Here is an 18877-nt window from a genome sequence, read left to right on the forward strand (position 1 = left end):
TCACCGGCGCGCGGCGATGCCTTCACGTAGCCGCGCCGCACGCGGATCGGTGAACGACGCGAGCAACTCGGCCGCGTCTTCCCGTGCGCCAGTGGCCTCCTGCGCCGCCCCGGCCCGGTCCAGCGCATCCGCCAGGTGCAACAGTGCCCCCGCCGTCCCCCACGACTGCCCGAGTTCGCGATGGGCGTCCACCGACCGGCGGTGGCAGTCGACGGCTTCCTGCACACGACCGAGTTGCAGATGCGTCCGTCCCTGGCCGTCCCATGCGGCGGCCGGGCGGGCCCGGTCGCCCAGCCGCTCCTGAAGCGCGGCGGCGCGTTCGTACGAGGCCAGGGCCTCGGCAGGGCGTCCGGTGGCACGTTGGGCATCGCCCAGGGCCAACAGCCAGTAGCCTTCGGCGGCTTCGCTGCGGATCCCGGTCGCGATGGCCACGCCTGCTCGGCGTGCGCCAAAGAGGCGTCCGCGTCGCCGCCGTCGAGTTCTGCGGCGGCGAGGAGCCGAAGGGCGTTGCCCTCGGCGCGGCGATCGCCGTGGGCCCTGAAGACCTCGACGCCTCGGGCACCCCTTCATCGGCGGGCACCAGTTCCACCCGGGTTCCTGCGGTGCGACGCTGGCCTGGACCGCGTCCGCGGCATGCAGGTACCAGGTCAGCACCCTGCGGAGGGCGTCCTGGCGCTCCTGGGCGGTCTGCTCCAACCGCGCCTGGTCGGCGGCATAGGCACACAGCAGGTCGTGCAGACTGAAGCGGTCGGAGGCGGTCTGCTCGACCATGTGCGCAGCGATGAGCACATCGAGCAGACGTCGGGCAGTACGGACGTCGACTGCCGCGAGTGCCGCCGCTGCCGTGTCGCTGAAGTCCGGCCCGGGGTGCAGCCCGAGCAACCGGAAGAGCCGGGCAGCAGCCGGAGGCACGTCACGATAGGACCACGCGAACACAGGACGCACCGCCTCGGAATCTTCGTCGTCCTCCGCGGAGAGGACTTCCCAACGACCGGACTCGTCACGCAACTCGTCGAGCAGATCCACCAGGTGCATCAACGGTCGACCTGCCGCCCGCTCGGCGGCAACCCTCAGCGCCAACGGCAGGCATGCGCACAGCGTGGCGAGTTCCGCCATGTGAGCCGTGTCGTCATCGTCCCGGTAGCCCGAGGTGACGCTGCGCAGCAGGGCGACCGAGTCCTCCTGGTCGAGCACGCCCAACTGCAACCGCCGCGCCCCTTCCCGGATCGCCAGACCGGGCAGTCGGCGCCTGCTGGTGACCACGGCCAGGCAGTCCGGCGTTGCCGGCAGCAGGGGTCTGACCTGTGAAGCACTGGCGGCGTTGTCGAGCACGACCAGCAACCTGCGACCGGCGAGACACGAGCGGAAGGCCGCGGCCATGTGCTCGCCGACGGTGTGGACCGTGTCCGCGGGGGCCCCGAGGGCCCGGAGGAAGCCTTCAAGGACCCGTTCGTACGGGACCGGCGCCTGCGGTCCGTAGCCGTGCAGGTCCGCGTACAGCTGACCGTCCGGGAAGTGCTCGCGTACGGCATGCGCCCAGTGGAGGGCCAGGGACGTCTTGCCGACTCCCGCCGTGCCGGTCACCAACAGCACGCGTACGCCGGCAGAGCCGTCGTCGAGCAGTCGGTCAAGAGCCTCGCGTTCGGCGCTGCGGTTGACGAAACCCCTGCTGGGCATCGGGAGTTGGTACGGCACCGGCAGCCGTGTGGTGACGTTCGCAGGAGCGTGGTGGTAGTGGATCCCGCCTCGCACGTCGCGGGCCTGCACGACGTCGCGGGCCGTGCCGGAGAGCGAGGATTCGACCACCTCGCGGGACTCAGTCACCCGTCGGAGGGTCGAGAGGTGCCACTTCGCGCTCGAAGAACGTGTCGATGTCCTCGCCGAGCCCGTAAAGCGTCTCGACGCGCTCCGCCACGCGATCCCTCAACTGTGCGTCGAGGTGCCGCACGCCTCCAGCGGCGGTGCCTCCGGCGTCGTAGAGGATCTCGTACACCGTGTCGTCGTTCAGCGTGATCACCTCCGGGACCGGGCCCTCGTGCTCGTAGGCACCGATGTGCTCGGGGCCGATGACGCGGATCAGCTCACCGCACTCGGCGCGCACGCGCAGCAGATGCAGTTCCCACTGCACGTACGGGGTGAGGGGCTGCTCCACGACGCGAACACGCAACAGCCGGCACCGATGGCGCGCGGCGAGACGTGCCAGGTCGACCAACTCGGGGCGATTGGCCTCGATGAGCTCCAACGCTTCCTTCCACTCGCCGCGGACGAAGGCGTTCCAGCTCGCGTCGCCGGGCTCACGGAAGTGCTGACGGCGTTCCAGCTTCCACGAGTCGTATCCATCCACAGCGAAGTCCCTGCTGCGGAAGTCCGCGCGGTAGGCATCCCGCCCCAACCGCTCGCCGGGCGAGGCTTCGAGCAGGTCACGCATCCGGAATCTGGTCCTTGGCCGCTAGAAGAGTGACGCGCGGGATGACGACGAGGCGCTCGCGGCTGCCGATCACCGCGTCATCGGGCAGGCCGTCCGAATGGGCAGCTGTGAGATCGCGGCCGATGAGCGCGAAGTCGCCGTTGTCGAGTTCCCAGATGTCCGGGCAGCCGTCACTCCCGCCCGTCGTGCCCAGCTCCGACGGCGCGACGCCGATGAGTCGGACCAGCCGTGCGTGTGGATCGGCATTCCATGCGTCTTCCACGTGCCACTCCCAAGCGTGTTGTTCGGGCTGGCCCACAGAGTGTATGGATGCGCTGACGGACCGTCCACGTTCGCTTGGAGGAAATGCGCCGCCTTGGGATCAGGCCCGGCCTGATGCAACAGGTGCTGGCGGACCGGGTGATCACGACGCGTCCGTAGCGGCGTGAAGCCCAGCGAGCCCGTGTGCACACGGAACAGCCGGGCCGAAGGGGACGCCCTGGCCCGGCTGTTCGGCCGTGTCAGTCGAGCTTCCTGTCACCCGCGTTCGGCGGGGCCATCACGTTCGTCACGTCCACCGTCCGCCGCAACCCCTTCGCGATCTTCACCGCGTCACCCACCGCCCAGAAGTGGATGAAGAACAGCCGGGGCGTGTCCTGGAGGTGGTGGTTGTGCAACTCGACCAGGTCGATGCGGCCCTGTCGCAGCGCGCCGATCACGTCGTCCACCTCCGAGGCGATCACGGCGCAGTCGCCGTGCAGCGCGGCCCGGCCGCCGCCCAGGGGCTGGAAGACGAACGCGCTGGTCGAGCCCAGCCCCGGCGGCAGCACCAGGTGTCCGTCGACGATCGTCTCGCGGCGGATGAAGGCCGCCTTGTAGATGCCGTCCACGCTCGACCCCTTGATGCCCAGCGCGGCATCGATGCCTTCCGTGTCCAGGTCGACGGGGTCCGTCGGGCTCGGCACGGGCTGGTCCGGGGTCGACGTGCGGTCCAGGCCGGCGCGCAGGCCGCGGGCGAGGGCCACCGCGTCCTTGCCGTGGCCGTGGACGTGGGTCCACCACACGTCCGGGCGCTGGGCGAGCAGGTGCTTGTGGATGGCGGTCTGGCCGATCCCGTTGGCGTGGAAGGCTTCGCTCACGCCCTGGAGTTCGCGTTCGGTCACCACCACGTCGCCCATGACCATCGTGGTGCCGTCCTCGTACCGCACGAAGCCGACGTGCGAGCCGAGCGCCAGCCCGGGGGTGATCTTGACGCCGTAGGAGACGACGTGGAGGTCGTCGCGGTTGAAGGCGGTGTGGTACGTCGTGCCCCGCAGCACGCTGCCCTCGCGCCCCAGCGCCTTGGCCACCTCGGTCCAGTCGGACTCCTTGCTGGGCAGCGGCTTCACCAGGGCGTGGCCGCCCCTGCCGCCTCCGGTGGGCGCGGCCCTGGTCAGGGCGGTGGCGATGCCGCCGCCCGTCCCCGCCAGCACCGGGGTCAGCGCGCCCACGGTCAGCAGGCGCCGTCGTGAGGTGACGGCCCGCGCGGCGGTGCTCTGAGGTCGGTCTCCAGCCATGACGTGATCGCCTCCACGGGGACGGGTGAAGAAGAAGCCCTGGGAAAGCGAACGTAACACCGTGAAATACAGCTAACCGGATAAATATCCGCCATTCGAGCTTCCTACCCGAATGGCGGTTATGTGGGCCGTTCAGGTTGCCACGCAGACGATGCCCCCGTCCGACCGGGCCTCGGGCGTCACGGCGATGAGCGCGTCCAGCGCGGTGCGCGCGGTCAGCAGGTCGGCCATGGCGCGGTCGATCCGCTCGCGCTCGCGGTGCAGGTCGGGCAGGAGCCCGGAGCACGCCGGCACCAGGTGCTCGCCGTCGTCGACGGTGCACGGCAGCAGCTCCGCGATGGTGCGGGTGCCGAGCCCCGCGGCCAGCAGCATGCGGATGGCGCGGACGGTGTCCACGTCCTGCTCGTCGTACTCCCGGTACCCGCTGGACCCGCGGCGCGGTGCGAGCAGGCCCTGTTCCTCGTAGTAGCGCAGCAGGCGCTGGCTGACCCCGGTCTGCCGGGACAAGTCACCGATGTGCATGTGAGCGTCACCATCCGTCCTCGCGTTTGACCTTCACACCGATGTGAGGCCCTAGCGTCCGCCCCATGACAACACCCCACTCCCCGAACCCCATTTCCCCGGCCCCCGTCTCCCTGCTCGGACTGGGACCGATGGGCCTCGCCCTCGCCGATGCCCTGCTCGACCGCGGCCATCCGCTGACCGTCTGGAACCGCACCCCGGCGAAGGCGGACGCGGTCGTGGCCCGCGGCGCCCACCGCGCCGGCACCGCCGCGGACGCGGTCGCCGCGGCCCCGCTCACCCTCGTCTGCCTCAAGGACTACGACGCGATGTACGAGGCGCTCGCCGAGGCACCGGCCGGGCCGGGGCGCGTGATCGTGAACCTCAACTCCGGTACGCCCGCGGAGGCGCGGGAAGCCGCGGCGTGGGCGGCCGGGCGGGGGTACGCGTATCTCGACGGCGCGATCATGGTGCCCCCGTTCCTCGTCGGCAAGGAAGGCGCGGTCTTCCTCTACAGCGGCCCCCGCGCCCCCTTCGACGACCACCTCCCGACCCTCCGCTCCCTCGGCGACCCCCGCCACCTCGGCACCGAACCCGGTCTCGCGGTCGTCCACAACACCGCCCTGCTCGGCATGATGTACGCCCAACTGAACGGCTGGCTCCACGCCGCCGCCCTGGTCGAGTCCGCCGGCGTCCGCGCGACGGACTTCGCCGACCTCGCCCTCGGCTGGTTCGCGCCCGCGGTCCTCTCCCCGGCCTCCCTGCACGAGTCGGCCCCCGCCCTCGACCGCGGCGACTACCCCGGCGACCTCGGCACCCTGGAGATGAACCTCACCGCCCTCGACCACATCGTCCGCACCAGCGAAGAACAGGGCGTCCGGGCCGACCACCCGCGCCTGATGCACGACATCGCCCGCGCGGCCGTGGACCTGGGGCACGGGCAGAGCAACTACTACGCGGTGTACGAGGCGTTCAAGGCGCGCCGCCAGCCGACGGGTCCGGCCAGGCCCTAACGGAACCCTTGCGTCCACCGAGGGCGCTCAGTGCGACCGGGCCACCAGCCCCGCCTCGACGCGAGGACCACGAGCTGCACCCGGTCGGTGATGCGCCCGAGTTCCTGTCGTTGCGGCGGGGCGCGGTCGGGCGGGCGGCGAACTCCCCGGTCAGCCTGCGGGTGACGCTCGGTGCGCCTTCAACGCGAACGCGGCCCTTCTCATGGCGCTCGCCATGAGCGCCGTCGGCGCCCTCGCGATCGTCGACGAGTACGCCACGGGCACCGTCCTGACGACGTTCGCGGCGGTCCCGTCCCGCCGGTCGGTGATGGTGGCCAAGGCGGTCGTCGTCGCCGTGGTCACCACCGTCTTCGGCGCGTTGGCCGCCGGGCTCTCGTTCGCCGTGACGCAGGCGATCCTCGACCTGCCGTTCCCCGCATGGCTCCGCCTCGCGGAGACCACCGCCCCGATCCCCTTCCCCTGGACCACCGGCAGAGCCTGGACCGTCTACGCGGTGTGGGCGTGCGCCGCCTGCGCGATCGCCGTCACCGGTGTCCATCGGCGGGACCAGTGAGCGCGGCGGACCGTCTGCACCACGTGCGGAGACGGACTCATCACCGGGGACGGGCCATGTGTCAGTCGCGGCCTCTACGCTGCGAACACGAGAGCGCGTCAGAATTGCTGCCCCAGCTCCGGGCATATGTGTCACCAGGTGATCTCCCACCCGATAGGTTCATCCCATGCCCGGCCGCCTTCTGGAACTACACGTCGAGAACTTCCGCAGTCTTCGAGACGTGACCATCCCCCTGGGGCCGCTCACCGTCCTGGTGGGCCCCAACGGTGTGGGCAAGTCGAATGTCCTCAAGGTGTTCGACTTCCTCGCCGCGATCATCCGGACGGACCTCCAGCCCGCGCTCGACGAGCGCGGCGGGTTCGACGAGGTGGGTTTCTGGGGCGGTGACAAGCCGCCCACGTCGATGGTGATCCGCCTCAAGGCGGACTGGACGACGCATGCGAGTGCCAAGGCACCGGACGAGTACTCGCTGACGATTCGCCGGCGTTCCACGCCGGGCAAGCGTGACTCCTACACGCTGTCACGCCAGGAGAGTTTCACGTTCAAGCGGACCCAGGGACGGGGGCGGCGCATCACGATCTCTGGCGATGCGGCCCGCGTGGTGAACGAGAGGGCCGGTCGGGTCTCCGACGGCGGGAGTTTCGGAATTCAGCGGCTGAGCAGTGGTCTTTCCACCCTGCCCAGGCTGGGGCGGTCGGACGGTGGTGAGGAGGTCGCCAGGGTCGCCGAGCGCTTGTCGTCCTTCCGGGTCTTCGACGTGGACGTCACCGCCGCTCGACAGCCGACGCGCCTCCGTTCGATAAGAGCCGGCCGCTTAGACTCCCATGCCGAGAACCTGGCGGCGTTCCTCGTCCAACTCAGTACGGACGAGAAACGCTGGGAACATCTGACGCAAGATGCCCGCCGTATTCTTCCGCAACTGGAATCGATCGAATTCGAGCAGGTCGGTGGCTACGCGGACAGGCTCGCTGTCGTGCTCCATGAACGCGGTCTGCGCAGAGCCACCCCGCTGGCTGACGCCTCTTTCGGAACGGTGCGTCTCCTCGGGTTATTGGCCATGCTCTACGACCCCAAGCCGCCTGCCCTGACGTGTGTCGAAGAGATTGATCACGGTCTGCATCCACAAGCCCTCGAACTCATCGTGGAGCGGATGAGGGAGGCGTCGAAGCGCACGCAATTCATCGTCGCCACCCACTCGCCCGCGCTCGTCGACCGATTGAAGCCGAACGAATTCATTGTGTGCGACCGGGAAGACGACGGCGCTTCCGTGATCCCCGCACTGTCGACGGAAAAGATCAGGGAGATCGTCGCGGAAACGGGTGACCAGCCCCTCGGTGAGTTGTGGTTCTCCGGCGTGCTCGGCGGCGACTTGACGGAGGACGAGCTGTGAGCCGTCGGCGCATATCCAAGTCCGGGAGCCGGGGTGTCGTGGTACTCGCCGGAGAGAGCGCCAATGACCGCCGAATTTTGGCCGCGTTCATCAAGGCGGCCCGTCCCGACCTCGCGGCTGCCGTCATCCTGACCGAGATCAACGACCCGGTGCGGCTGCGCGCGAAATCCGGCGCAGATCTGCTTGCGGCAGCGGACACACTGGTGGGCAAGGCGCGCGGCAAAGCGTTAGCGAAGTCCGGTGAATTCGTGGGTATTGCCGTCCACGAGGACATGGACGCCTGCCCGGGACCTGCCTACGACGTCGCCCGCACGGCCGTCTCCCACGCCCTGGCGAAGGCCGCCACCGCGTCCTCCTCCGTCTATGCGCTGGCCGCTGCGGAGTCCGAAGCGTGGCTCCTGCTCTTCCCGAAGGCGTTCCCGCTCTACCGTTCCTCGTGGAAGATCCCGGAGAAATGGCGCGGAAAGGACAGCGGGCGTCGGCAGGCCCCCAAAGAGGACCTCGAAGGGCTCTTCTCGAATCCACGCTTCAGAGAGAGCGACGGTCCCCAGATCGCTTCCACGGCCCTGACTCATGGACTGCTTTCGGCGCCTGAGGGTACGAATCGTTCCTACCAGGAGTTCATCTCGGACCTCTCGCAATGGCAGGTTCCGCGTACTCCCAGCCCTTGATGTGCGGGGCCGCTGACCGCGCCGCGGCCTCACTCGTTCACGTCGCCGTGACGGTTGGCCCCGTGCCGGCGCCCCGGGCCGCGGCGGAAGCCGCGAACTTCGCGATCAGCTCGCGGAGCGGTCCGGCTGCATCCTTGGGAGCGAGGCGGGTGTCCAGGCCCAACACCTCGATGACGCCCAGCGGTCCGCGGGGGCCTTCGATCCTCAGGGCGCGTCGGGTGGCGGCGTTCGGTGAGGGGTGGACCACCGAGGCCAGGGCTGAGTTCGGGTCGGTGTAGCCGGCGATGTAGGTGAGGAGCTGGTGCCGGTCCGCGGCTTCGACGTTCTTCTCCCCGTATTTCTTGTACTTCGCGTCCACGACGAGGAAGCGCGTGTCCGCTGGCTGCTCGGCCTGCCGGGGGAAGGCCAGCAACACGTCCGGGACGAACGGCGGATGATTGTTCCCGTGTCCTCCGTGGGTGAAGATGCTGCCTTCCTGCTTTCGCGCGGCCCTGCCGCCCAGGTCGTTCGCCGCGTCGAAGGCCATCCGTTTGACCACCTTCTCCCACAGCACGTTCAGATTGAGCAGCAGGCTCTTGGTGCCGAAGCCGTACGGATCCAGCAGGTCGGACACCCCGCCGCCGCCGAGGACGGATCTGGCCCAGGCGTGGGCGCCCCGGTAGTGGCTGTTCAGCCGGGTGTACTGGCCCCGGGCGAGCAGGGGCACGGCGTCCATCGGCTGGCGGAGGGCGGGGAAGCCGGCCGCCGCGTCGAGCAGCAACCGGGTCAGCTGCGGGTCGGTGGACCGTCGGGCGGCGACGGTCAGCGCGGCTCCGCACACCAGGTTCTCCCAGCCGCCCTCCTCGTACTCGAACGTTCGGAGGTGGAGCCGGTCGACCGCGCCGAAGCACCGTGTCGCCTGTGCTTCGACGTCGAGCCGTCCCCTCAGGACGGTGTCGACGCGGTCGCGGCGCAGGTAGTTTCTGCGCAGTCCGCGCCGGAGCAACAAGCGGCATTCGTGAAGCAGGGCGGTCGGCACCAGCCCCGCGTACCCGTCTGCGCCGAGAGGCCAGTTCCGCAACGTCTCGTCGGGCTCCGGCCGGTTGTTGGCGTAGCAGAGCCAGTCGATCAGCCGCTTTCCTTCGACGGGGAACTTGGGCCGGAGGACCAGGCGGATCCGGTCGAGCTGGAGCACTCCACTGGTGGCCCGCGCCTTCAGCGTGTAGCCGTGGTGGCCGTCGGTGACCGACACCGCCTTGGTCGCCTTCAGCACGTGGAGGTCGTGCGCGGTGAGCCGGGAGTGCGGGACGGTGACGGACGCGTACTCCTCAAGAGCCACGTCCTTCCCGACGGTGCCGTGCTGCCCCGGGCCGCTACGCGGCATCCCAGCCGTCCCCGTGTCCGTCGCCCGCGGCCTCGACGACCACGAACTCGTCCGCCAGCACGCCCGGCAGGTCCTCCGGGCTGGTCTGCACGACCCGGCCCGTCTTGTCGTCCACCAGCGCCCCCAGCACGCTCCGCAGCAGGTCGGGCCGGCCCAGGCAGTAGTCGGCCACCAGCGGCACGATCTCGTGGTGGAAGGCGTTGGAGAGCTGTTCCGCCGTGGCGATGGGCCGGTCCCCAGCCAGCAGGTACGCCTGGCCGAGGAGGTGGTCCTGGTCGAAGGCGGCGTCGAGCTTGGCGTTCAGCCCCTCCAGGAAGGAAGCCAGTCCGAGCCCGCCCACCTCTCCGTCCAACACGTCCGGGTCCGGCTGGACGTCGAGGAAGGCGAACCGCCGCCGGATCGCCGCGTCGATGTGCCCCACGCTGCGGTCGGCGGAGTTCATGGTCCCGATGATGCGGACGTTCGGCGGCACGGTCTGCTGACGGCCGCTGTTGGGCAGGGTGACGTGGACGGAGCCTCGCTTGTCGAGTTCCAGCAGGGTGATCAGCTCGCCCAGGATGCGCGGCAGGTCGCCCCGGTTGATCTCGTCGACGACGATCAGGAAGGTGTCGTCGGGCGTCGCTTCGGCTGCTTTGCAGACGCGCAGGAACAGCCCGTCCGTCATGGCCAGCTTCAGCCCGGCTCCGTCCGCGGCGGTATCGGGCTTGAAGCCCTCGACGAAGTCCTCGTAACCGTAGGACGGATGGAAGGTGACCGCGGTCAGACGGGCCGCCGAGGCCCCGTCCGACACTTTGGACAACTCCGCGAGCACCGCCGCGCGTTCCGCCGGACCCGCCTCGATCTGGTCTGTGCGGCCCGCCAAGGCGAGCGCGACGCTGAACGCCAGCCGCGTCTTGCCGGTGCCGGGCGGCCCCTGCAACACCACCTGGCCCTTGTGGTCGAGGAGGTCGCACACCGCGCGCACGTCGTCGGGCAACTCCGCTTCGGTTGCGGGCGCCGGCTCGACGGCTTCGGAGAGCACCGCCTTCCGGCCCTGCTGGATCTCCCGCCACAGCTTGGGCTTCACCACTGCCAGGGTCGGCTGCCAGGCGTGCCGGGGCGAGTCGAAGTGCTGGGCGTACGCGGTGTCCCAGTCCACCCGCACCGCGTGCCGGTGCGTTTCCACGTCCTCGTCGTACGAGTAGCCGTCGGTGACGGTGCCCACCGCCAGCACCTCCGACTTGCCCCGGTTGGCGACGATCAGATCGCCGGACTGCAGGTCGCGGTAGGCGAGCATCTGCCGGGCGAGCCGGAGGTTTCCACCGGTGCTGTGCGGCCAGTACTGGTCCAGGGTGTCCTTCAGTTCCCGGTCGCTCTCGTACTGGCCGAGGCTGCCGACCTCGTCCCAGGCGATGCGGATGCGGTTGTTCGCGAGGCAGTCGTCCCATAGGTGGGCGCCAGCTCCCGGTGCGACCTTCCAGATCTCGCGGTTCCTCGGCCGCGGATCGTGGAAGGCGTACAGGAACTCCATCACCACGTGCGGGCGCCACCCGGCGAACTCCGGTGTCTGCCGGACGAGGGCGAGTAGTTCGCGGTTCGCGCGCCACGTCCGTACGCCCGACGCGTACTGGTGGGGCAGCCCGCCCAGCAGCGCGGTGAAGTGCCGCACGTGCGAGGCGGAGAACACCGGCAGGAAGTCGCCGGGCGCGTAGACCGTCAGCGTTTTGGTGGTCAGCGCTTGCCCGTAGGAGAGCGACTCCAACTCGTCGATGCGCTCGTACGCGCCCTCGGCTGCCGCTGCGAACGCGGTGTTGAACTCGGTGCGCACCTGCTCCCAGGCCGCGTGCACGTCGATCCCGCGCAGCGCGGCGGGAACCCGCCACTCGCCCGTCCGGTGTTGGAAGATGATGTGCTTCGCCGCGCTGCCGCCGCGAATGCTGCCGATCGCGTTGGTGCCGTACTCCATCAGCCGGCAGAAGGACTGCCGCCGACCGCCGTAGCCCGCCGGCCCCAGGGCGTACCGCTCCAGTGCCAGCTCCGGCCAGTCCTCCAGCGGGAACTCCTTCAGCACCCGCTGCCGTTCTTCCTCGGCACTGTCAGCGCCCTGCTCTGCGGCTTCTCGATCGAAACGGGCGATGCGCTCCGCGAGGCCGTCCCTGAAATCCCCACCCTCAGCCATGGGCGCATTGTTCCGCAGCGCGCGGCGGAGATCACCGCTTTGGGGCAAGCCGTGGAGATCGGTGCTCTGCAAGCCGCCGTGCGACCGGGCGTTCACGACCCGGCCGTCCCCGCCGCCCCCCGCTCCCGCCCCAGGCACTCCTGCCCCCCGCCCCCCTCCGGGACCAGGCAGACGCGGGCCTCGGACGGGTCGACCGCCGAGGACATCGGGGTCACCAGGTAGCGGTCCGCGTCGCGGCGGGCGACTGCCGTGACGTGTTGGTCCTGTTGGCCGGGGACGGACAGGACGACGCGGTCGCCGACCCGGAGGCCGGTCGCCCGCGCCCAGACGGTGCGGCACGTCTCGCCGTAGCGCAGTTGCAGCCGTTGGCCGCCGGACGCGGTGAACGAGCCGAGCGTGGTCATCACGCCGTCCGCGCCGCAGCCCATCAGCGCCGGGTCCTCGCCGGCGCACTGCGGGCCGGTGCAACTGGGCCGGAGCGGGGCGACGATGCTCCATGTCGGGTCGTCCTTGGCGGCGCCGTCGCTGCCGCGCTTCGCTTCGTCGCCGGAGAGCCACCACGCGCCGAGCGCCGTCGCCGCGGTGGCGACGGTCAGCCCGGCGGAGGCGGCGAGCAGGACGGTACGGCGTTTGCCGCGCGGCGCCTCGTCCGGGCCGCCGGCAGGGTTGTCGGCAGGGCTGTCGGCAGGGTCGTCGTCCCGTACGCCCCGGACCTCCGCGTCCGCCGCCGCCCGACCGCTCCACGCCGCGTCCGCCAGCTCCCACAGCGCGAGCAGCCGCGCCGGTGGCTCGCCCGCCAGCGTGCACAGCGCCACCACGGCCTGTCGCGGCAGCGGCTTCGTCCCGTTCAGATAGCGCTGCCAGGACGACTTGCTGTACGGCGTGCGCGCGGCGAGCGCGACCAGGCTCAGGCCCGTGCGGGTACGCAGGGCGCGCAGCTCGCTCGCGAGCCGTTCGCACTCCTCGGCCCGCTGCCCCGCCGCGTCCTCCAACGCGTCGCTCACCTGCGCAGCTCCGCCCAGGTGTCGGGCCCCACGATGCCGTCGGCGACCAGCTTGCGCGCGGTCTGGAACTCCTTCACGGCCGCCTTCGCCCCCGGCCCGTACAGCCCGTCGACCACGCCCGGGTCGAAACCGTGCCGCTTCAGCTGGCACTGCGCCTCGACGACGTGGGGCCCGCTGCCGTTGATGTCGATCAGCGCGTCGGCGGTGGTGCTGTGGCCGGCGTAGGCCGCGTCGTCCTTGCGGCCGTCGTCGCAGTCGTACGTACGGCCGGGCTCGTACGTCACCGCCTTCGCGACCTCGCGCCCGGAGCTTCCGGCGCCGTCTCCGTCCGCGACCAGGAGCCCCGCGGCGAAGGCGAGGGCCGCGGCGGCGAGCGCGCCGGGGAGGGCGTACCGCAGCGGGACCTGGCGCCGGTCGGCGGGCGGCGCGCCCCCGTCCGCGGTGACCGGAGCCGTGTCGGGATCGGCGTACGACGCGTCCGCACCGGCGGCCGGCCGCTCCTCCCGCTCGGCTATCTCGTGCAGCACGAGCAGCTTCGTGGGCTCGGCCCCGCACACCGTTGCCAGCTCCTCGACGGCCTTCCGGGGCACCGGCTGCTTCCCGTTGAGGTACCGCTCCCAGGACGAGCGGCTGTACCCCGTCTTCGCCGCGAGTGCGGTGAGGCCGAGGCCGGAGTGGTCTTTCAGCCGCCGCAGCTGGATCACCAGCTGGCGGTTCTTCTCGGGCAGTCCGGACGGGAGCGATTTCCAACGCGGCATGTCCACCTCATGCGATGCGTGCTTGGGCCTCACCAGGGTTCCACGGCCCTTCCCGTCAACCTTGCTCCCCCCTCGTACCGCCCCCACAACCCTTGGTTCCCCGCGCGTTCACGTGTCGTTGCCATCCGGCCAGCGGTTTCCCACCCCAGCGCGTCCCACGACGTCCCATGGGACGCCGCGTTCCCGCAGGTCAGGGCGGTGTACGTCCCAGAGATGCCCGGTTTCCCGAACTGCTCTGGCGGCGCTCGGAGGTGACGCGGAACAGTCTGTGGTGCACACCGGGCGGCGCGGCCCACCCCGCGCCGCCCCTCCAACACAACGGGGAGCACGAGAAACATGACCATCCACAAGCGCATCGTCCTCGGATCCGCGGCCCTCGCCCTCGGCGGCGGCCTGATGACGGCCCCCGGCGCCTTCGCGTCGCCCCAGGGAGCCGGGAGCGCGCAGACGGCCCAGGCCACCCAGAGCACGTACAAGGCGTCGTGCAGCTATCCCAACGTCTGCTTCATCAAGGGCGGCAAGACGGTCGCGTCGTACAAGGACACGGGCTACCAGAAGCTCGGCGCGAAGGCGCGGTCCGCGACCTCCATCCACAACAGCCGCAAGGACGACGGAGCGAAGCTCTACTACGTCCACAGCAGCGGCAAGAAGGCGACGAGCTGCGCGACGCCGGGTCAGACCCGGAACGTGAACAAGGGCTGGAAGCTGTACGCGCTCGACATCCGCTCCAGCCCGACCTGCAAGTGACCGCGTAGCGGCACCGAAGGGCGTACGGCGGCCCGTCCCCCCACGGGGGAGGGGACGGGCCGCCGTCACCCGTCATGACCCGCTGTTCAGCCCAGTACGTCCTCGATCAGGTCCGCAGCCCGCGGAGTCCCGCCCTCCGCCCGCGCCGCGGCCCGCGCCCGGGCCGAGCGGCCCGCGACCTCCCCGTCCGCGATCAGCTCTTCGAGCGCCGTCCGCAGGGCCTCCGCCGTCGCCGCCTCGGGGTCGACGCGGCGCGCCACGCCCAGCGCCACGAGCTGGTCGGCGTTCATGCCCTGCTCGGAGTTGCGCGGCACCGCGATCATCGGAACGCCCGCCAGCAGGCCCTCGCCGCAGCCGCCCATGCCGGCGTGCGTGACGAACGCGTCCGCGTGTTCCAGGATCGCCCGCTGCGGCACCCAGGGGTGCACCTCGACGTTCGACGGGACGTCCCCCAGCTCCTGCGGATCGGTGTACTTGCCGATCTGGAGCACGACGTGCCAGCCGGGCAGCCCGCCGAACGCGGCCACGCACTGCCGGTAGAACTCCGGATGACGGGTGTCCGCCGACCCCAACGACACCAGCAGCACCTTCTCCGCGCCCGCCGGCCGACTCCAGCCGTCCATGTCCGCGCGCGTGTCGAAGCAGGGGCCGACGAAGGTGACGGCGTCGGTGTCGACGCGGTCGGCGTTCGGCTGCAACGCCCGCGTGATCAGCGCCAACGCCCGCTCCGGCCGCCCCTGGAAGACATCGATGTCGGTCGTGGTCGCCCCGCTGCCGGCGAGCCAGCGCGCGTACTTCTCCCGGTACGCATCCGCCCCCGGCAGCTGCCACACCGCCGCCGCGACCTCCTCCTCGTACCCCTCCCACGCCACGAACGTCGGCGAGAGCTGCACGACGGGCCGCCCCTGCGACTCGGCGAGCGCGCGGGCCGCGTACGCGCCGATGTCGTACAGGTACAGGTCCGCGGGATCGGCGTCGTACGCCGCCCGCAGCTGCGGGAGCGTGCGGATCGCGTCGTCGAGGAAGAGTTCGATCGCGGCGATCGTGTCGCTGGGCCAGTCGTTGTCGGCGACGGGCAGCCCGGAGGTGAGCGGGACGAGTTCGGCGCCGCTCTTCTCGACCAGGTCGGCCACCGCGGGGTCGTTGGCGTACGTCACCCGGTGCCCGCGCGCGACCAGCTCGCGGATCACTTCGAGGCTGGGCAGGACGTGGCTGATGGCGGGGATGCCGACCATGGCGATGTGCGCCGGGCGACGGGTCGTGCTGGACAACTGGTTCACTCGCTTCGGTTGTCGTGGGTGCGGGCGGCGGCTTCGAGGTCGTCGATGCTCCCCGACATGATCGTCCGCACGTGTTCGGTGATGCGCTCCGCGGGCCAGTCCCACCAGGCGACCGCGAGCAGCCGGGCGACGTCCCCGGCGTCGTAACGGGTACGGATGAGACGGGCCGGGTTGCCGCCGACGATTCCGTAGTCCGGCACGTCACCGGTGACCACGGACCCGGCCCCGATGATTGCGCCGTGCCCGATCCGTACCCCCGGCAACACGGTCGAACCGTGCCCGAACCAGACGTCGTTCCCGACGACGGTGTCCCCACGGCTCGGCAACCCGCCCAACAGGTCGAAGTGCTCGGCCCACGACCCGCCCATGGTGGGGAACGGGAACGTGGAGGGCCCGTCCATCCGGTGGTTGGCCCCGTTCATGATGAACCGCACCCCCGTCCCCAGCGCGCAGAACCTGCCGATGACGAGCTTCTCCGGCCCGTAGTGGTACAGCACGTTCCGCGTCTCGAACGCGGTCGGGTCGTCCGGGTCGTCGTAGTACGAGTACTCCCCGACCTCGATCAGCGCCGACGTCACCAACGGCTTGAGCAGCACGACCCGCGGCTGCGCCGGCATGGGGTGCAGGACGGTCGGATCGGCGGGTACTGGCATGGGTGGCGGTTCCTCATCGGTAGCTTCCGGTGTCCGCCCCATGATCACCTCACCCTGATCCGAGGCCCACCGATTTTCCCCGCCGCTGTCGGTGGCACGAACTAACGTGCCGACGGTCCCGCCACCGTGCGGGCGGTCCCGAAGACCTCCGCCCTCCCGAGGAGCCACGATGCCCGGATCCGCGCCCGAACTGCCCGCGAAGGACCTGCGCACCCTGATACCGGAGTACGCGGACCTCGCCCGGGAAACCACCCTCCTCAACCCGGAGCCCGGCGACCCCGACGTACGGGAGAGCTCACTGGGCGGCAGACCGCTGTGGCCCGCGGACGAGCCGTGGCCGTACTGCGCACAGGCAGACCACTGGACGTACGGGCCTGACTGGCGCACCACCACCCCGACCGTCCCGGGCGCGGTCCCGATGGTGCCGATCCTCCAACTGTTCGCCCGGGACGTACCGGGGTTGGAGTTCCCGGAGGGCAAGGACGTGCTCCAGTTGGTGTGGTGCGCGCTGATGCACGAGCAGGACCCCGGACCGGTGATGCCCCGGCTGTACTGGCGCAACGAGGCGGAAGTCGTGGCCGCAGGGCTGCTGTCCGAGATCCCCGAGGCGAGCGGGGGCCAGTACGACGAGGACCATGTGCCGGAACCGTCCACGCTGTCCCCGACCACCGCGGAGGACTTCCCGAGCCGACTCGACCTGCCCGAGGACATGCGGGAAACCTGGGAACCCCGCCTCCGACTGCCTTCGGGCGGCTCCCTGTGGCCACCGGACTCCAACATCATCGCGACCAAGACCGGCGGCTGGCCCGCCTGGACACAGCCGGCCGACTGGCCGAACTGCGAGAGCGGCCACCGCATGGAGCACCTGCTGACCATCACCGGCGACATCCAGCTGGGCGACTGCGGCGGCGTCTACTTCTTCCGCTGCCGCAGCTGCCCCGGCCTTCCGTGGGACTGGCGCTTCGACTGCCACTGACCACCGGGCCCGGCGACATCCCCGGACGAGATGAGCCTTGACACCCCGGTGGTCCGACACCTGCCGGCGCCGGGCCTTCGCCGCAGGAAGATCGCCTCGGTGCTCAAGAGGGGCGGGACGCTCTCCTGCGAGGTGTGCGACGTCGACTTCGGCGAGGTCGACACCGCTGCTCACCCTCCTGACTGGCACGTGGTGGCATGCCCATCCCGGGGTCCGGCCGGGCCGCGGGGCGGCTGGTGCCAGGCCCGCGCTGGTACGGTTGGGGGACGCTTGCAGAGAGCCTGGGCCCGTGCCGGACAAGGTACGGGCCCAGGTCCGTTCAGGGCGCCGAAACGAGGAATCCCCCATGAAGGCGAAGCAATCGGCCTCCGGTCGCTCCGGACCCGGCAGGCCCGACCAGAGGAGGGCCCCGCGGGGCGAGCTCTCGGTGCCGGGGACACGGGCGCCCGACCTCCCGCAGGCCGGCTCCTTCGCGGAGCTGGAGCTGCCGGTCGAGCTGACGGGGGTGCTGGCGGGGCTCGGGATACGGGAGCCGTTCCCGATCCAGGCGGCCACCCTGCCGAGCGCGCTGGCCGGCCGGGACGTCCTCGGCCGCGCGCGGACCGGCTCGGGGAAGACCCTCGCCTTCGGGCTTGCGCTCCTCGCACGTACGGCGGGCCGGCGCGCCGAACCGAAGCGCCCTCTCGCGCTGGTCCTGGTGCCGACGAGGGAACTCGCGCAGCAGGTGAGCGAGGCACTGGCTCCTTATGCGGAGGCGCTCGGGCTCCGCTCGGCGACCGTGGTCGGCGGGCTGGCGATCGGCCGGCAGGTCGCGGCGCTCCGGGCGGGTGCCGAGGTCGTGGTGGCGACGCCGGGACGGCTGGCCGATCTCGTCGACCGGCGGGACTGCCACCTGGACCGGGTGCGGATCGCGGTGCTGGACGAGGCGGACCAGATGTGTGACATGGGTTTCCTGCCGCAGGTCTCGGAGGCCTTGGACCGGACGCCCCCCGGCGGGCAGCGGATGCTGTTCTCCGCGACGCTCGACCGCAACGTCGATCAACTGGTCAGGCAGTATCTGAGTGAGCCGGTGTTCGCCGCGGTCGATCGGGCGGAGGGCTCGGTCGCGACGATGGAGCACCACCTGCTGAACGTCCATCCCGCCGACAAGTACGCGACAGCCACCGAGATCGCGGCCCGGGACGGGCGGGTGCTGATGTTCCTGGACACCAAGCACGGTGTGGACCAGTTCGCCCGCCACCTGCGGAGCAGCGGCATACGGGCGGGTGCTCTGCACAGCGGGAAGTCGCAGCCGCAGCGCACGCACACGTTGGCCCGGTTCAAGGAGGGGGAGATCACGGTGCTGGTCGCCACCAACGTCGCCGCCCGGGGCATCGACGTCGAGCACCTGGACCTCGTGGTCAACGTGGATCCGCCCGCCGATCCCAAGGACTACCTCCACCGAGGCGGGCGCACCGCGCGTGCCGGGGAGTCCGGCAGCGTGGTGACGCTGGTCACGCCCGGCCAGCGCCGGGACGTGAACCGGATGATGTCGGATGCGGGGATCCGGCCCACGGTGGCTCAGGTTCGCTCCGGCGAGGAGAAGCTGACCAGCATCACCGGCGCGAAGCGCCCGCCGGCGCAGGGCGGCGGGACGAAGACCGGGAACGCGGCGTTCCGGGGGCTGGGCACCCGCGCGGGCCGCCCGCCCAAGGAATCCCGCAAGGCCGCGGAGGCGCGCACGATGGCGGAGGCCCGCAAGGCCGCCCGAGCACGCAGGGGCCGCTGACGGGCGGTACGGCCGTCACGGTCGGGAGACACCAGGAGGCACCCACTGCCTCGCACCGAGTGGAGCGTCAAGGAGTGCT

18 protein-coding genes are annotated in these 18877 nt (G+C 70.9%); 7 read left to right on the forward strand and 11 right to left on the reverse strand.

The window, feature by feature from the left end:
- The 5 genes from AB0E05_RS30055 to AB0E05_RS30075 form a co-directional block, all read right to left on the reverse strand.
- Positions 1 to 1824 carry a tetratricopeptide repeat protein gene (locus AB0E05_RS30055; RefSeq protein ID WP_361969192.1) on the reverse strand — a complete coding sequence of 608 codons (1824 nt, stop codon included), beginning with the start codon at positions 1822 to 1824 and terminating at the stop codon, positions 1 to 3.
- A complete protein-coding gene (locus AB0E05_RS30060) occupies positions 1817 to 2428 on the reverse strand; it encodes a DUF6879 family protein (protein ID WP_361969194.1) in 612 nt (203 codons plus the stop codon). Before AB0E05_RS30060 ends, AB0E05_RS30055 begins: the two co-directional genes overlap by 8 nt.
- On the reverse strand, positions 2421 to 2690 hold the full coding sequence (locus tag AB0E05_RS30065) for a hypothetical protein (RefSeq protein ID WP_361969197.1): 270 nt from the start codon (positions 2688 to 2690) through the stop codon (positions 2421 to 2423). The genes AB0E05_RS30060 and AB0E05_RS30065 overlap by 8 nt, the downstream gene beginning before the upstream one ends.
- 238 nt (positions 2691 to 2928) lie before the next feature.
- Positions 2929 to 3963 carry a DUF1259 domain-containing protein gene (locus AB0E05_RS30070; protein ID WP_361969200.1) on the reverse strand — a complete coding sequence of 345 codons (1035 nt, stop codon included), beginning with the start codon at positions 3961 to 3963 and terminating at the stop codon, positions 2929 to 2931.
- A gap of 132 nt (positions 3964 to 4095) precedes the next feature.
- A complete protein-coding gene (locus tag AB0E05_RS30075) occupies positions 4096 to 4485 on the reverse strand; it encodes a MerR family transcriptional regulator (RefSeq protein WP_361969203.1) in 390 nt (129 codons plus the stop codon).
- Positions 4486 to 4550: 65 nt separating this feature from the next.
- Between AB0E05_RS30075 and AB0E05_RS30080 the strand changes: the two genes are divergently transcribed.
- The 4 genes from AB0E05_RS30080 (at position 4551) to AB0E05_RS30095 (ending at position 8091) form a co-directional block, all read left to right on the forward strand.
- Positions 4551 to 5477, forward strand: a complete 927-nt coding sequence (locus AB0E05_RS30080) for an NAD(P)-binding domain-containing protein (RefSeq protein WP_361969206.1) — start codon at positions 4551 to 4553, stop codon at positions 5475 to 5477.
- Positions 5478 to 5691: 214 nt separating this feature from the next.
- Positions 5692 to 6030 (forward strand): hypothetical protein, encoded by a 339-nt coding sequence (locus AB0E05_RS30085; protein ID WP_361969209.1) that lies wholly within the window; start codon positions 5692 to 5694, stop codon positions 6028 to 6030.
- A gap of 166 nt (positions 6031 to 6196) precedes the next feature.
- Positions 6197 to 7420 carry an AAA family ATPase gene (locus AB0E05_RS30090; RefSeq protein ID WP_361969211.1) on the forward strand — a complete coding sequence of 408 codons (1224 nt, stop codon included), beginning with the start codon at positions 6197 to 6199 and terminating at the stop codon, positions 7418 to 7420.
- Between the two features lie 38 nt (positions 7421 to 7458).
- Entirely contained in the window at positions 7459 to 8091 is a 633-nt protein-coding gene (locus tag AB0E05_RS30095) for a hypothetical protein (protein WP_361969214.1), read from the forward strand.
- A 37-nt stretch (positions 8092 to 8128) separates the two neighbouring features.
- Here AB0E05_RS30095 and AB0E05_RS30100 read toward each other — a convergent pair whose 3' ends face one another.
- The 4 genes from AB0E05_RS30100 to AB0E05_RS30115 form a co-directional block, all read right to left on the reverse strand.
- Entirely contained in the window at positions 8129 to 9454 is a 1326-nt protein-coding gene (locus tag AB0E05_RS30100; RefSeq protein ID WP_361969217.1) for a PE-PGRS family protein, read from the reverse strand.
- Positions 9444 to 11612 (reverse strand): AAA family ATPase, encoded by a 2169-nt coding sequence (locus AB0E05_RS30105; RefSeq protein WP_361969220.1) that lies wholly within the window; start codon positions 11610 to 11612, stop codon positions 9444 to 9446. The genes AB0E05_RS30100 and AB0E05_RS30105 overlap by 11 nt, the downstream gene beginning before the upstream one ends.
- A gap of 92 nt (positions 11613 to 11704) precedes the next feature.
- Positions 11705 to 12616, reverse strand: coding sequence for a DUF2690 domain-containing protein (locus AB0E05_RS30110; RefSeq protein ID WP_361969222.1), 912 nt, complete (start codon positions 12614 to 12616; stop codon positions 11705 to 11707).
- The gene (locus AB0E05_RS30115) at positions 12613 to 13374 is read right to left on the reverse strand and encodes a peptidoglycan-binding protein (protein WP_361969225.1); all 762 of its coding nucleotides are present in this window, start codon (positions 13372 to 13374) and stop codon (positions 12613 to 12615) included. Before AB0E05_RS30115 ends, AB0E05_RS30110 begins: the two co-directional genes overlap by 4 nt.
- A 336-nt stretch (positions 13375 to 13710) precedes the next feature.
- On the opposite strand from AB0E05_RS30115, the gene AB0E05_RS30120 reads away from it, so the two are divergent.
- The gene (locus AB0E05_RS30120; protein ID WP_361969228.1) at positions 13711 to 14121 is read left to right on the forward strand and encodes a hypothetical protein; all 411 of its coding nucleotides are present in this window, start codon (positions 13711 to 13713) and stop codon (positions 14119 to 14121) included.
- Between the two features lie 86 nt (positions 14122 to 14207).
- Here AB0E05_RS30120 and AB0E05_RS30125 read toward each other — a convergent pair whose 3' ends face one another.
- Both AB0E05_RS30125 and AB0E05_RS30130 read right to left on the reverse strand, forming a co-directional pair.
- Positions 14208 to 15356: a macrolide family glycosyltransferase gene (locus AB0E05_RS30125; RefSeq protein WP_361969376.1), complete on the reverse strand. Its 1149-nt coding sequence runs from the start codon at positions 15354 to 15356 to the stop codon at positions 14208 to 14210.
- A 41-nt stretch (positions 15357 to 15397) separates the two neighbouring features.
- Positions 15398 to 16054, reverse strand: a complete 657-nt coding sequence (locus AB0E05_RS30130; RefSeq protein WP_361969230.1) for a CatB-related O-acetyltransferase — start codon at positions 16052 to 16054, stop codon at positions 15398 to 15400.
- A 169-nt stretch (positions 16055 to 16223) separates the two neighbouring features.
- Between AB0E05_RS30130 and AB0E05_RS30135 the strand changes: the two genes are divergently transcribed.
- Entirely contained in the window at positions 16224 to 17030 is an 807-nt protein-coding gene (locus tag AB0E05_RS30135) for a DUF1963 domain-containing protein (protein WP_361969233.1), read from the forward strand.
- 346 nt (positions 17031 to 17376) lie between these two features.
- On the forward strand, positions 17377 to 18798 hold the full coding sequence (locus AB0E05_RS30140) for a DEAD/DEAH box helicase (protein WP_361969236.1): 1422 nt from the start codon (positions 17377 to 17379) through the stop codon (positions 18796 to 18798).
- The last annotated feature ends 79 nt before the right edge of the window (positions 18799 to 18877 follow it).

Origin of the sequence: Streptomyces sp. NPDC048057 (genome assembly GCF_040653095.1) — a bacterium.
Taxonomy (GTDB): domain Bacteria; phylum Actinomycetota; class Actinomycetes; order Streptomycetales; family Streptomycetaceae; genus Streptomyces.